We start from the raw sequence: 14,078 nt of genomic DNA on the forward strand, positions 1-14,078 counted from the left end.
CTTATTTCAGTGGGAAGAGTCAGAAAGGGCGGTTGATTCTAACATGCCATTGAGATTTTCAGAGGTTTGAATCCAAAAGCTGCCTTGATTTTGACATGTAACCAAGCTTTTTGGTCAATTCAGTCCAAATACATCCTGGACACTGACACTCACTTCATATTTTATAAGTTTGAAAGAATTCCCTTTGTTTTTGCACAAGTACTTTCCAATTTTGACCTACGTCAAAGTTTCTCTTTCCGCCCACATTTATAATAAAGGTGAGCAAAAAGACCATGATTGCAATTGTGACAACTTTATTAATCATCGGTGTTGTAAAAGGTGGTTTTCCTTATATCTGGTATGTTTATCTTAGAGTTAATTGTTCTAAACGTTAAACGATCAAAGGGCGAATGAACGATAAACAAAGGAGAGAAGATAATGTCTTGTCATTCTTGTAATCACGATTTTCATATAAAGAATTCATGTATTTCCAGGGTTCCGATTTTTAACCATTTAACCGAAACTGAAATGGTCGAAATTTCACAGGTTGCAGTAAGCAAACGCCTCAAGAAAGGTGAGCTTTTATTCCATGCTGATGAACTTGCTGAACAACTTTTTATTGTCCATAAAGGCTTTGTAAAAATGTACCGAATAACTGAGAACGGAAAGGAACAAATTATCCGATTTGTTGAAGAAGGTGACTTTATCGGGGAACTATCTCTTTTTTCAAAAACGATGACAACTAGCTTTGCGGAGGCAATGGAAGATACGGAGGTTTGTACCATTCAGCAGCAGGACATTCATCAATTGCTCCTTAGATATCCAACCATTTCACTAAAAATCCTAGAGGAATTCACGAGCCGCCTCCATGAAACGGAATCGCTTATTGAAAAATTAAACACACAGGATGTGGAAAAGCGTGTCGCAAGCTACCTAGTAGAACTAATCGAAGATCAAAGTGGAGAATCAATGACGATTCACTTACCAATTCGAAAAGGAGATCTTGCATCCTATCTTGGAACCTCTCAGGAAACACTCAGCCGCAGGCTCTCATCCTTTCAAAACCAAGGCCTCATTGAATTAAAAGGACAAAGGAAAATCATCATAAAACAACTAGAAGAGCTTAGAAATAAGGCAAACAACTAAGGAAAAGGTGATTGCGTTGAACAATGCCATTCTCGTATATGCAAGTATGTCAAGGAATACTGAATTGATGGCAACGTATATTGCAGAAGGTGTGGAGGAAAAAGGGGTTCAACTTGACGTGAAAGAATGCTTTGAAATAGATCCTAATGAACTCGTGAACTACCATGGAATTCTTATAGGAAGCTATACATGGGGGGAAGGCGAACTCCCCGATGAATTACTAGACTTTTACGATGAAATGGACCATCTGGATTTTCATTTTAAAAAAAGTACGGTGTTTGGTTCGGGTAGCGCACTTTACTCAAATTTCGGAGGTGCCGTTGACTTACTAGTAGAGAAACTCAAAGAACGTGGTGCTGACATTATCGCGGATCCCTTAAAAGTTGAACTTACTCCAAACGACAAAAACGAGATAATTTGCAAAGAATTTGGCAGACAATTTGCTGAAAAACTAATTGCTTTGTAAAAATTTCACACAATTGGCCTTCCGGAATAACCGAAAGGCTTTTGATATGTCTATATATTAAAACCGAACATCTACCATATTCACCCAGACTGAAAAAGTTGACTATCCCTTATTTCTTTTAGGAGTGATTTTTCGAGGCGTATAATTGATATCCTCTGAAGAGTAAATAGTCACAATAAGCGATCCGCCGTAAACCTTTGCCCGAATTAATATCGGCTGATTATATGTATTTTTAAAGAGAAAATCAGGTCCATACCAGCTTACTGTTGCATCACGTCCCGGAGGAACATAACCGACACGTTTACTATGGGAATAGCGCTTCACGATCTCAACCCCGGCAAGGTCAACGGCATTAAATAGGGTAGAGGAGGTTTGACAAATCCCACCCCCGATTCCTTCGATCAGTTCACCTCTAATGATTTCAGGTGCCGGCTGATAACCCCTGGCAGCAGTTCGTTTTCCAACGACCTTATTAAATGAAAAGGTTTCATTTTGAAAAAGGACATAACTATCAATCGCTGCGGCTGAAAGAGCAATATTTGTAGAACGTTCTTTATTGGATGAGTTAAAATGGGTCACATACTGCCCAATTTTTTTAACACGAATGGTTGATAAAAGTTCACTATCTACCCTTGGATAGGTTCTCTCAATGGGTACCTCAAGGAAATCCCCTTTTCCAAAAAAGTTAGAGTAAAATAACTTTGTGAATTTATCCTTATCTAATTTTACACCGACTTGTTCCTTAATGATTTCACCCGTTTTGCCAATCTTTGCATCCTTTGATTCCTCATATACTTGTTCATCTAAATAGGAAAGAAAGTCTGTATATTTTTTCGTATCCAATATAGGAACACCAACCAAGGGAAGTGAATATTCAGCCCGATTCACCGTGGCAATTGGATTTCCTTTATAGGTGATATATAGATTATCCTGAGGATGGAATTGCTGTACAGAAAAGAAAAGCATCATTGCCCATAATAATTTCAGTGTCCCCACCACCCTAACGAAACATCGTTTTTTATAGTATGGATGAATAGCTGAAATTCCATTAATGATGGTGGGAAATTTTTAACTTTAATATTGTAACAAAATGTTCAAAAACGAAAAAAACACCTGTGATATGCATCACATCAAGGTTTGAGGCATTTATGTTAATGAGATTTTCTTTTGACAAAAACTTCCTTCCGTTTTCTGTAACAACTTTTTTAGGTTCTTGATGTTATCATCATTTACACAGTGATAAAATTTTCAAAGAAAAGATTGAGAATATAATTAGCTACATATTACAAGTAGCTAAAAAATTTTTGACAACTTTGTGAAGTTGTACACAAATCCAGTACGACGTACATAGTTGTGAAATAAGAGCATCTATTCGGAAAGGAGTACTTTTATGAAAATCAAATGGTTTTTCTTTTCAATGGTTATTACTATTGCCACAGTGCTAACGGGATGTGAACCAGTAATGGTTTTAGACCCAAAAGGTCCTCAAGCTGCAAGGCAAGCCCATGATATCCTACTCTCAATTGGAATCATGGCAGTAGTAGTTATTGTCGTTTTTGTATTGTTAATATATATGCTTGTTAAATATCGGGCTTCAAAAATGCCAGAGGATTACGAGCCACCACATATTGAGGGGAACCCTTGGGTAGAAGCCATTTGTATCGGGATTCCAATTTTAATTGTAGGTTATCTTTCAGTCGTATCGGTTCAGAGTAACTACATCGTAGAGTCTGCGCCACAAGGTTACGAAGATCAAGAGCCATTGGTGATCTATGCGTCGTCCTCCGATTGGAAATGGCATTTTAGCTATCCGGAAGAGGATATTGAAACAGTCAATTACTTATACATTCCAACAGACCGACCACTTGAATTTAGACTTTATTCATACGGACCAATCACAAGCTTTTGGATTCCTCAGCTTGGCGGGCAAAAATACGCCATGGCCGATATGATTACAACATTGCATCTTGCGGCTGATGAGCAGGGCGAATTAATGGGTCGAAATGCGAACTTCAGTGGGAAAGGATTTGCAGAGAACACATTTAGCGTAAATGCTGTATCTCCAAAGGATTTTGAGGAATGGGTAGATGAGGTTAAAGAAACTGCCAAACCTCTAACAGAAGAGAAATTTGATGAGTTGCTAGAACCAGGGCATCTTGGACAAATGACATTTACCGGAACTCACTTAGAGTTTGCACCACCACCAGAGCATGATCACGGATCAGGTGATACTGAAGAGGGTCACGAAGCTCACGAAGCTAATTCGGAGCACGATGAGCATTAATTTATAGGAATTTTGCTATTCATGGACAAAAGTTTCGTGAGAAGTCATTGAATTGTTTTTGGAACCGCGTCTCGAGGACAAGACATACAGTGTGATACCGGAAAATGTCTTTGACAGAGCTATTCACGGACAAAACACAAGGTTGAAAGTAAATAATGTCCCTGATACGATGTCTCGAAAACAAAAACGAACGATTCATTAAAAAAATGTCTTTGAATAATTCAAACAAATAAATCTTGAACGCCGAATTTTGACTTCATTTGAAAGGAGTAACAAACGGATGGAATTCTTCGAACGTTTTGCCATACCACATCCTAGTCCAGCCATCTATGCAGCGATGGTTGCAATAGGACTTACCGTAATCGGAATCGTCGCTGGTTTAACCTATTTTAAAAAATGGGGTTATCTATGGCGCGAATGGTTAACAACCGTTGACCATAAACGAATTGGTATCATGTATTTAATATCCGCTTTAATCATGTTGTTCCGTGGTGGAGTGGATGCAGTTATGTTGCGTGCTCAGCTTGCCACACCTGAAGCTAAGCTGTTAGACGCGCAGCATTATAACGAAATTTTTACAACACATGGTGTAATCATGATCATGTTCATGGCAATGCCATTTATCATGGGTTTTATGAACTATGTTGTACCTTTGCAAGTTGGAGCGCGTGACGTCGCATTTCCACGTCTAAATGCGATTAGCTTCTGGCTTTTCTTTATGGGGGCAATGCTATTTAATATCTCCTTTGTAATCGGGGGATCACCTGACGCAGGTTGGACATCATATTTCCCACTTGCAGGCAATGAGTTCAGTAAATCAGTTGGAACGAACTATTATATGATCTCGTTACAGATTTCTGGATTGGGAACATTAATGACAGGTATCAACATGATTACGACGATTCTAAAAATGAGAGCACCTGGTATGACATTGATGAAAATGCCAATGTTCACATGGTCTACTTTAATTGCTAACCTCATTATTGTAACAGTGTTCCCAATTTTAACCGTTTTGTTAGCAATGGGAACAATGGATCGTCTATTTGGAACACATTTCTTTGCAAGCACAAACGGTGGAATGGATATGCTTTGGGCGAACCTATTCTGGGTTTGGGGGCATCCAGAAGTATATATCTTAATCCTACCTGCATTCGGTATCTATAGTGAGATCATTTCAACCTTCTCAGGAAGAAACCTATATGGTTACAAATCAATGGTTGGATCAATGGTCATCATCTCAGTACTTTCATGTCTAGTTTGGGCGCACCATTTCTTTACAATGGGGCAAGGGGCTGCATCAAACAGCTTCTTCTCAATCTCAACTATGTTGATTGCTATTCCGACTGGTGTGAAAATCTTTAACTGGTTATTCACAATGTGGAAAGGTAAAATCCGTATTACAGTACCAATGCTTTACTCAATTGGATTTATTCCGTTGTTTACAATTGGTGGGGTAACAGGGGTAATGCTTGCGATGTCAGCTGCAGACTACCAGTACCACAACACAATGTTCTTAGTGGCACACTTCCATAACACGATTATTCCAGGTGTTGTGTTTGCGATGCTCGCAGCACTCACATATTACTGGCCAAAAATGTTCGGATTTATGCTAAATGAACGTATTGGAAAATGGACGTTCTGGGCACTTTCAATCGGATTTGTCCTTGCATTCTTCCCAATGTACATTTCAGGATTAGACGGTCAGGCTCGTCGTATGTACACGTACTCTGAAAGCACTGGTTTTGGTCCATTGAACATGATTTCGTTCATCGGTGCGGGAATTATGGCAATTGGATTTGCTCTGATTGTGTATAACATCTACCATAGTATCCGCTACGCATCAAGAGATATCGGAAGCGATCCATGGGATGCACGTACATTAGAGTGGGCAACACATACACCAGTTCCTGAGTATAATTTTGCGTTAACTCCAAATGTGAACTCAAGTCAACCATTCTGGGATGACAAAAAGAAAAAGCATAAGCTATTCCCAGGTAAGATTGAAAAAATTCACATGCCAAACAAAAGTGGGCTTCCATTTATCATGAGTAGTATTTTCTTTGTATGGGGCTTCTCATTCGTATTTGCAATGTGGCCACTGTTGATTATTTCAACAATTGCTATCTTTGTATGTATGGCATACCGTTCATTTGAAAAGGATCATGGACATTATATTCCAGTTGAAAAAGTAATAGAAACAGAAGAAAAACTTGGAGGTGCTAAACTATGAAGCTAGGACACTCGCAACCTCTTGAATATAGTACGCACCAAAACGAGTTAAATATATTTGGTTTCTGGGTTTTCCTAGGTGCAGAAATCATGCTTTTCGCAACCTTGTTTACATCGTATTTTACACTAGAGAACCGTATTGGAAGCGGTCCGTCAGGTGCAGAAATTTTTGAAATTACACCTGTGTTAATTGAAACATTTTTACTTTTAACTAGTAGTTTTACAATTGGTCTTGCCGTTCATGCGATGCGCATCGGCAGACAAAAGGCAATGATCGGCTTCTTCGTGGTGACATTGCTTCTAGGTCTAACCTTCCTAGGTGTCGAAATCTATGAGTTTGTTCACTATGTTCATGTTGGCGCAGGTCTACAAACAAGTGCATTCACAGCGATGTTGCTAACAACTTTAGGAACACACGGAATCCACGTGACATTTGGATTGTTCTGGGGAACTATGATTATCCTCCAAATTAGAAAAAGAGGCTTAAATGCAGAAACGGCTGGTAAATCATTCATCTTTTCATTGTATTGGCACTTCCTAGATGTCGTCTGGATTTTCATCTTCAGCTTCATCTATTTGAAAGGAATGATGTAATATGAGAGAACTTTTTCCAGCTAAACAAATAAGTGGCTTTGTATTTTCATTGCTTCTTACAGTTATTGCGCTTTCCGTGTACTTCCTTGATCTTTCCTTTACAGTTGGTATAACAATTCTTATTGTTACAGCATTTGTGCAGGCATTGGTGCAGCTGATTGTATTCATGCACGCTGGCGAAACAAAGGATCGATGGGCAATTTACGCAAATGTATACTTCATGATTTTTATAGGATTAATTACAATCTTTGGTACACTATTCCTGCTTGTTTGGGATATGTCCTAAGGTGGGTAAAGGGGTGTCTCTTGTTGAGACACTCCTTTATTTTTCACAAGAATATATGTTGCGTGTATATGCGTATCTTTTTTGTGAGGAAAAATAAAAAGCTTAGCCGATTGATGGCTAAGCCTATAAGTAAACGAATGTTTATTTATTCTTTTGAACCCTGTGCCTTAAGTAACATTTCTTCAGATGCAATTAAAAACAGCCCCATTAAAAAGACAAAAATGGCCCCCATCACTGTTCCGATTCCAATCGGTGTTAACACACTGGAACCGCTCCCAAAGAATCCTAGACAAAAAATAATGATACCGGCAATAAGCACTGTTCCCCCAAAATACTTAACAGCCTCAAGCATAGTAAATTTCATTTTTCCTCATCCTCCTACTATAAATTATTCACCTTGTTCACAAAATTGTCAAATATTTTTCACTAAATGTTCGAAATTTAATAATAGGATGTGGAAATTAGGGGCTTAAGCGCTGTTTTTAAACGTTTGAAGCAGGGCTAATAAAGCGTTGTAACGGAAAAGTGTGTCTTGCGTTACATGGTAGAGGTTGTTTTCTATAAGCATGTACTACAAAAGTGGCCTTGTGTGACATGCTGGATCCGTATGCCCCCAAGCATGTACCGCAACAATGATCTTGCGCTAAACGCTCAACCAAACCACCCTTCCGATAACGACTCAAAAGTATTTTGGCTTCCGAAAAAGGGAAATAAAAACCGAAGTCACCAATAGAGCATTTAACAATCCAATGTGTTACCATAGGGAAAACTAACCTAAATGAGGTGTAAAAATGAAAATTGAGGTTTGGTCGGATTTTGTCTGTCCGTTCTGTTATGTAGGAAAACGTCGCTTAGAGCATGCACTTGAGCATTTTCCAAATCGTGATCAAGTCGAAGTGGAATTCAAAAGTTTCGAATTAGATCCGAATGCAAAGCCATATTCAGGAGAGAGTATCCATGAATTGCTTGCTTCAAAATACGGTACAAGCGTTGAACAGGCAAAGCAAATGAATGAAAATGTTGGACAGCAAGCTGCAGAAGTCGGGTTAGATTATAATTTTGATAAAATGAAGCATACAAATACATTTGATGCACATCGCCTCGCAAAATATGCAGCAACGGTGGGGAAAGAAAAAGAAATGACTGAGATTCTCCTTCAATCCTATTTCATAGAAGGAAAACTCATCAGTGACCATGAGGTATTAGCTGATCTTGCGGAATCTGTAGGTATCGAACGGCAAGCAGTGCTTGATGTGTTGAAAGACGAAAAGAATTATGCAAATGATGTACGAATTGACGAATCAATTGCACAACAAATTGGTGTTACCGGTGTTCCATTTTTCGTCATCAATCAAAAATACTCCATTTCTGGTGCGCAGCCAACCTCTACTTTCCTAGGTGCCCTCCAGCAGGTTTGGAAAGAAGAAAATCCTGAACAGTAATCAGGTCTAGTATATCAGAGAAAAGATAAAAAAAGTATGAAGGTGTACAGAGCCAATATGGTTTTGTACTTTTCTTTTATAGAAAAAAGGATGGTACCAATCACGTTTCCCAGTTGAGATGGACAATCTAATTCTCTTTTTGATAACATGTTCAATGTACTATAGAATGTGTACATTTTGCTGGATCCTTTACCAATTTGAGACAGGATACCCGTGTTACGGCTGTTCTTCATGAACGCAAAGGTGATTTTCAACATCCAAGAAGAAGAACTTAAGTACTTTAAAAAGAAAGAATAAAAAGGTGAGATCATCCTGATGTTTATATCTTTAGCTATTCTGTGTCTCATTTGGGGATTTAATTTTATTGTTATGAAATTGGGAAACGGTGTTTTTCCTCCTGGCGAGTTTGCAGCATGGAGATTTGTCACAGGTTCCATCGTCCTCCTAGCTTTATGTTTCATAAAGAAAATACCATTGCCGAGTAAATCCGATTTCAAGTGGTTCGTTTTATGTGGATTACTCCAAACCACTTATTTTAACATCGCAATTCAAATTTCCCTTAACTATATTAGCGCAGGTCTTACCTCTGTTCTGACTTACAGTATGCCACTTTTTCTATCACTCATGGCGCATAGGTGGATTCCTGGTGAACGGTTAACGGCTAGGAAGACATTTGGAATTGTGATCGGTATCATGGGGTTATTTCTCGCTATGAATATCCATTTTGGCGGATCCATTTGGATCGTGTTACTAGCACTAAGTTCTGCTATATCTTGGGCTTTAGCTAGTTTGCTATTTAAATTAAAATTAGAACATTGTGATACCATTCAGTTTACCACTTGGCAAATGACGATTGGGGCGGTAGGTATATTGGTATACACTCTTTCATTTGAAACTAGTGAACCAAATTGGGGCATCATGCCGGTTATATATATTCTATTTTCTGGAGTTGTTGCCTCAGCCCTTGCTTTTGTCATGTGGAATCAAATTTTGAGACGTACAGAAGTAAGCAAGGCATCGACTTCTTTATTGATTGTCCCACTTGTCGGTGTTATTTCTGGATACCTTTTTTTGAATGAAAGTTTAAGCATTATTACGTTAGCGGGGATATTACTTGTCTTAGTAGGGATATGGTTTGTAAATAGTAAAAGTACTCGCGAATCCCTCATGGAAGAATCGAGTGACTTCAAAAAAGCACTATAAGGAATACTTAAAGTAAGCATTGAATTTAAAGGAGAATATCATTATGGAAAAAGTCACCCCATTTTTAATGTTTCAAGAAGGTAACGCGGAGGAAGCGATGAATTTTTATACATCAATTATTGAGGATTCCGAGATTACAAATATTGTTCGGTACGGAGCAAATCAACCAGGGGACGAAGGGACTGTCATGCATGCAACTTTTACATTAAAAGGGCAAGAGTTCATGGCCATTGATAGCAATATAAAGCATCAGTTTACATTTACACCTTCGTTTTCAATTTATTTAACCTGCAGTACGGAAGAAGAAATCGATACACTCTATCACAAGTTAAAAGAAGGCGGAGGAGAATTAATGCCTTTAGGTGATTATGGTTTCAGTAAGAAATTTGGCTGGGTGAATGATCGCTTCGGTGTTTCTTGGCAACTGAATTTAGCATAAAATGAGAGCCAAAACGCTTAGATGATAAAGTCTAAGCGCTTTTTGGTTACATTTTCTTCTATTTTTTTCTCGAAAAGCGCTATTTGTTGGAGTATAATATAATTTGTTCAAAATGTAGGTTGTGGAACGGTTGCCTTTTTGTAGAAGTCAAAACTTACATTCTAATTTAAGATACGTTGAAAGCGAGTGTTCAAGATGGGACGTAAATGGAATAATATTAAGGAAAAGAAAGCTTCCAAGGATGCGAATACAAGTAGAATCTATGCAAAATTTGGACGTGAAATCTATGTAGCAGCAAAACAAGGAGAGCCTGATCCTGAATCAAACCAACATTTAAAAGTCGTTCTTGAGCGTGCGAAAACATACAGTGTACCAAAACATATCATTGACCGTGCAATTGAAAAAGCAAAGGGTGGTTCTGAGGAAAGTTACGATGAACTGCGCTATGAAGGCTTTGGGCCAAACGGATCCATGGTGATAGTGGATGCCTTAACAAATAACGTCAACCGTACAGCATCAGATGTACGTGCTGCTTTTGGTAAAAATGGCGGTAACATGGGTGTCAGCGGTTCTGTAGCTTACATGTTTGATGCAACTGCTGTTTTCGGCGTGGAAGGCAAAACGGCTGATGAAGTTCTGGAACTGTTAATGGAAGCAGATGTAGATGTACGCGACATTCTTGAAGAAGAGGATTCTGTCATCGTGTATGCGGAGCCAGAACAATTCCATGCAATCCAAGAAGCTTTTAAAAATGCAGGAATTACTGAGTTTACAGTAGCGGAACTAACCATGCTCGCACAAAACGATGTCACTCTTCCGGACGATGCAAAAGAAAAGTTTGAAAAAATGATTGATGCTCTAGAAGACCTAGAAGATGTACGTCAGGTATACCACAACGTTGACCTAGGCGAATAATGAATAAGTACGAAGACCTTTTGGACAGTGACTTGCCAAAAGGTCTTTTTTCATAAATATTTTTCGAACTATGAAACTTTCTGCTTATTAATGCGTATTTGTCTACTATAGATACCTTAAAAAGGGGGAAGTTTATGTATCCAGGTGATGCGGTCTTCAATGCTATCCCAATTTTTGTGATGATTATGTTTATTGTTGTGATTGGACTGATTATTTTTAATATGGGAAAGGGAATTAGTCAGTGGAAAAAGAATGAAGATTCACCTAAACTTAGTGTTCCTGCACTCGTAAAAACAAAGCGGACACATGTTAGCAGACATACCCATCATCATACAGAACCACATCACCACGACCATGTCACATCATCCACTAGTTACTATGTGACATTTGAATTTGAGAGTGGGGATCGTTCAGAATTTAAGGTTTCTGGTGGTGAATATGGTCAACTTGCTGAAGGGGATATGGGGAAACTTACATTTCAAGGAACGCGATATTTAGGGTTTGAAAGAATGAGAAATTAAAGGATTCTGTCAATTTTTCTAGAATTATAGGGTAAAGAGGAGGGGGTTCATTAATGTCAATACAACAATTTTTAGAGGAGCAAAATAAAGCAATTCGAGAATTACATATAAATAGTGCAGAAGCTTCATGGATGGCAGCGACCACTGGGGAGGACGAGTGGAATGCGAAATCAGCAGAAGCGGACACCGCATATAGTGTTTACTTTTCAGATGCGGAACGCTTCGAACAGGTGAAAAAATACATAGACCAAACGGAGGATCCTGTCCAAAAACGCCAGCTTGTGCTTTTATATTCAAACATGCTTGAAAACCAACTTTCAGAAGATAAGTTAAAGGAAATGGTTCAGTTATCAACGGAATTAGTGGGTGTGTTTAACACATTCCGCGCGACATTGAATGGAAAGCAAGTATCAGAAAACGATGTGCGTCAAATTTTAATTAAAAGCAATGACCTTGAACTAAGAGAACAAGCGTGGCATGCAAGTAAGCAAATCGCAAAAGAAGTCGAAGAAAAATTATTAATACTTGTGAAAAAGCGAAATGAGGCAGCTCGTTCATTAGGCTTTGATAACTTCCATCAAATGAGCTTTGCATCACAGGAGCTTGACCGTGAAGAAATCTTTTCGATTTTTACAAAGTTAAAGGAACTCTCCGATGAGCCATTCCGTCAGGTGAAAGGGGAAATGGATGAAGAGCTTGCAGAACGATTTGGAATTAAGGTCGAGAACCTTCGTCCATGGCATTATGCGGATCCATTTTTCCAAGAGGCACCCCCATTAAAAGAATTAGACTTAGATCCCTTTTATGATGGGAAAAATCTGGAGGAATTATCAGCAGCGACCTTCGCTAAAATGGGGATGGATATTACAGATATGCTTCAAAAAAGCGATTTATATCCAAGAGAGAAGAAAAATCAACATGCATTCTGTACCGATATTGACCGCGAGGGGGATGTGCGCGTTTTAAGCAATAATTTGCCTTCTGATTATTGGTCCAATACGATGCTTCACGAATACGGGCATGCAGTCTATTTTAAATATATCGATCGTAGTCTACCATTCTTATTGCGCAGCCCGGCTCATACATTAACAACCGAAGCAATTGCGATGTTATATGGTCGTTTCGGCAAAAATCCTGAGTGGCTTCAGCAATTTTTAGGATTGGACAAAGAGAAGGTGGATGAAATAAAGCCACTTATTGATAAATCTTTACGCCGTCAAATGCTGATCGCGGGGCGTTGGATTATGACGTTTGTGTTCTTTGAACGCGAGCTTTATGAAAATCCTGATCAAGATTTGAATCGTTTATGGTGGAAACTAGTTAGCGAGGTTCAATATTTGACACCACCTGAAAACCAGGATTATCCACATTGGGCTGCGAAGATTCACTTTACGTTGGTTCCAGTGTATTATCAAAACTATTTGCTTGGTGAACTCACAACTTCCCAGCTTCAGCGCTATATTGAGAAGAACATCTCAACTGATCTCTTTACAGAAAAAGTGGGAGAATTCCTGTTGAATGAATTCTTTAAGCCTGGCGCGTTATATAATTGGAATGAAAAAATTGAAAGAGCCACTGGAGAGAAATTAAATCCACAGCATTTCGTTGATCAATTTGTTGCAGTGAATACAAAGTGAAACTTCTTCATTGGGGGCATTCACCCCCAATGAATTTTCATTATACGAAACGATTTTTACTAACAGTTAAAGACACATGTAGTGAATTAAAAACATAATTTATCTCGAGATAGTCGTTAGGGAGATTATAAAGTGAGTGAAATAGATAAAAGAAATCGATTAAGCGATGAACCATTTACTTATCAAATTACGAAAAGCGGAATGGTACTGGTCTATTATTCAGGAAAGCAAATCAAAATAATAAAGGGTAAGGAGGCTGAAAGACTACTAGCAAAGATTAAAGAAGTTGAAGATGATAAAACAAAAATACAGTTATTGCTTGCTAAAGTTACGGGAAACTTTAAACGCGGAAACGAAAAGTTCGGTAAAAATAGCAAAAAGTAAATGAAGCCTCAACAAGCGTTAAGGCTTTTTTGACTTAGGTTGTGAAAGTTAAGACTGAGCTTTCTTCCCATGTTACAATCAAAAGGAGGGTGTAGATGTTCTCTTTTTTTGGTGCGAAATGTGCAATTTGTAAACGAAAAATAAAGCCTCTGCGAAAGTATGTTGATGATAAAGGGAATACAATTAAGGTGTGCAATCCATGCTCGGAATACGCCGAAAGACGTGCATACAAAATCAGAAGGTAAAGAAGGATGAAGTAGGTTGTACTTAACAGTTAAAGAAACAGCAGAATATTTATCAATTCCAGAAGAACTAGTGAAAAAACTTATTCAAGAAAAAAAGGTGCGTGCCCTTTTTGATGGCGAACAGTACCTCTTGAATAAAGACCAATTTAATACAACGGTTGAACAAATTGAAAAATACAAAAAGCTTTACGAAGAATGGCTCAACGAACCTATTCCCGAGGATATCGACGTAAAAGACGAGGATTGAGTTTGAGTCATAGGGATAGGTTCCGCTTCCCACCATGTTGACAAAAAGGGACAGTACGACT

At 38.5% G+C, this 14,078-nt stretch carries 16 protein-coding genes; 14 read left to right on the top strand and 2 right to left on the bottom strand.

What is annotated here, in order from left to right; all coding sequences use genetic code 11:
- Window positions 1-417 precede the first annotated feature (417 nt).
- Together V7138_RS23175 and V7138_RS23180 are read left to right on the top strand one after the other, a co-directional pair.
- Window positions 418-1,125 carry a Crp/Fnr family transcriptional regulator gene (locus V7138_RS23175; protein ID WP_335402146.1) on the top strand — a complete coding sequence of 236 codons (708 nt, stop codon included), beginning with the start codon at window positions 418-420 and terminating at the stop codon, window positions 1,123-1,125.
- Between the two features lie 16 nt (window positions 1,126-1,141).
- Window positions 1,142-1,591 (top strand): flavodoxin, encoded by a 450-nt coding sequence (locus V7138_RS23180; protein ID WP_335402148.1) that lies wholly within the window; start codon window positions 1,142-1,144, stop codon window positions 1,589-1,591.
- 102 nt (window positions 1,592-1,693) lie between these two features.
- On the opposite strand, the gene V7138_RS23185 is transcribed toward V7138_RS23180, so the two are convergent.
- The gene (locus V7138_RS23185) at window positions 1,694-2,560 is read right to left on the bottom strand and encodes a VanW family protein (RefSeq protein WP_335402270.1); all 867 of its coding nucleotides are present in this window, start codon (window positions 2,558-2,560) and stop codon (window positions 1,694-1,696) included.
- Between the two features lie 421 nt (window positions 2,561-2,981).
- Between V7138_RS23185 and qoxA the strand changes: the two genes are divergently transcribed.
- From qoxA to qoxD, 4 genes are all read left to right on the top strand, one after another.
- On the top strand, window positions 2,982-3,875 hold the full coding sequence (qoxA, locus tag V7138_RS23190; protein WP_335402150.1) for a cytochrome aa3 quinol oxidase subunit II: 894 nt from the start codon (window positions 2,982-2,984) through the stop codon (window positions 3,873-3,875).
- A gap of 280 nt (window positions 3,876-4,155) precedes the next feature.
- The gene (gene qoxB / locus V7138_RS23195) at window positions 4,156-6,105 is read left to right on the top strand and encodes a cytochrome aa3 quinol oxidase subunit I (RefSeq protein WP_335402152.1); all 1,950 of its coding nucleotides are present in this window, start codon (window positions 4,156-4,158) and stop codon (window positions 6,103-6,105) included.
- Window positions 6,102-6,698 carry a cytochrome aa3 quinol oxidase subunit III gene (gene qoxC / locus V7138_RS23200; RefSeq protein ID WP_335402154.1) on the top strand — a complete coding sequence of 199 codons (597 nt, stop codon included), beginning with the start codon at window positions 6,102-6,104 and terminating at the stop codon, window positions 6,696-6,698. Before qoxB ends, qoxC begins: the two co-directional genes overlap by 4 nt.
- 1 nt (window position 6,699) lies before the next feature.
- Window positions 6,700-6,984: a cytochrome aa3 quinol oxidase subunit IV gene (gene qoxD / locus V7138_RS23205; protein ID WP_335402156.1), complete on the top strand. Its 285-nt coding sequence runs from the start codon at window positions 6,700-6,702 to the stop codon at window positions 6,982-6,984.
- 145 nt (window positions 6,985-7,129) lie between these two features.
- Here qoxD and V7138_RS23210 read toward each other — a convergent pair whose 3' ends face one another.
- The gene (locus V7138_RS23210; RefSeq protein WP_335402158.1) at window positions 7,130-7,348 is read right to left on the bottom strand and encodes a hypothetical protein; all 219 of its coding nucleotides are present in this window, start codon (window positions 7,346-7,348) and stop codon (window positions 7,130-7,132) included.
- 427 nt (window positions 7,349-7,775) lie between these two features.
- Here V7138_RS23210 and V7138_RS23215 point away from each other — a divergent pair, with 427 nt between their 5' ends.
- From V7138_RS23215 to V7138_RS23250, 8 genes are all read left to right on the top strand, one after another.
- Window positions 7,776-8,426, top strand: coding sequence for a DsbA family oxidoreductase (locus V7138_RS23215; protein ID WP_335402160.1), 651 nt, complete (start codon window positions 7,776-7,778; stop codon window positions 8,424-8,426).
- A gap of 315 nt (window positions 8,427-8,741) precedes the next feature.
- Window positions 8,742-9,629 (top strand): DMT family transporter, encoded by an 888-nt coding sequence (locus V7138_RS23220; protein ID WP_335402163.1) that lies wholly within the window; start codon window positions 8,742-8,744, stop codon window positions 9,627-9,629.
- Between the two features lie 43 nt (window positions 9,630-9,672).
- On the top strand, window positions 9,673-10,068 hold the full coding sequence (locus V7138_RS23225; protein WP_335402166.1) for a VOC family protein: 396 nt from the start codon (window positions 9,673-9,675) through the stop codon (window positions 10,066-10,068).
- A gap of 195 nt (window positions 10,069-10,263) precedes the next feature.
- Complete coding sequence (locus V7138_RS23230; RefSeq protein ID WP_335402168.1) at window positions 10,264-10,983, top strand: YebC/PmpR family DNA-binding transcriptional regulator; 720 nt, start codon at window positions 10,264-10,266, stop codon at window positions 10,981-10,983.
- A gap of 134 nt (window positions 10,984-11,117) precedes the next feature.
- Window positions 11,118-11,504: a DUF2500 domain-containing protein gene (locus V7138_RS23235; protein ID WP_335402170.1), complete on the top strand. Its 387-nt coding sequence runs from the start codon at window positions 11,118-11,120 to the stop codon at window positions 11,502-11,504.
- Window positions 11,505-11,557: 53 nt separating this feature from the next.
- Window positions 11,558-13,141, top strand: a complete 1,584-nt coding sequence (locus V7138_RS23240; RefSeq protein ID WP_335402172.1) for a M2 family metallopeptidase — start codon at window positions 11,558-11,560, stop codon at window positions 13,139-13,141.
- 132 nt (window positions 13,142-13,273) lie between these two features.
- A complete protein-coding gene (locus V7138_RS23245) occupies window positions 13,274-13,525 on the top strand; it encodes a hypothetical protein (RefSeq protein WP_335402175.1) in 252 nt (83 codons plus the stop codon).
- A gap of 261 nt (window positions 13,526-13,786) precedes the next feature.
- A complete protein-coding gene (locus V7138_RS23250) occupies window positions 13,787-14,017 on the top strand; it encodes an excisionase family DNA-binding protein (protein ID WP_335402178.1) in 231 nt (76 codons plus the stop codon).
- Window positions 14,018-14,078: the final 61 nt, after the last annotated feature.

The sequence above is a fragment of the Bacillus sp. JJ1533 genome, assembly GCF_036965045.1.
In the GTDB taxonomy this organism is placed as follows: Bacteria; Bacillota; Bacilli; order Bacillales; family Bacillaceae_L; genus Ferdinandcohnia.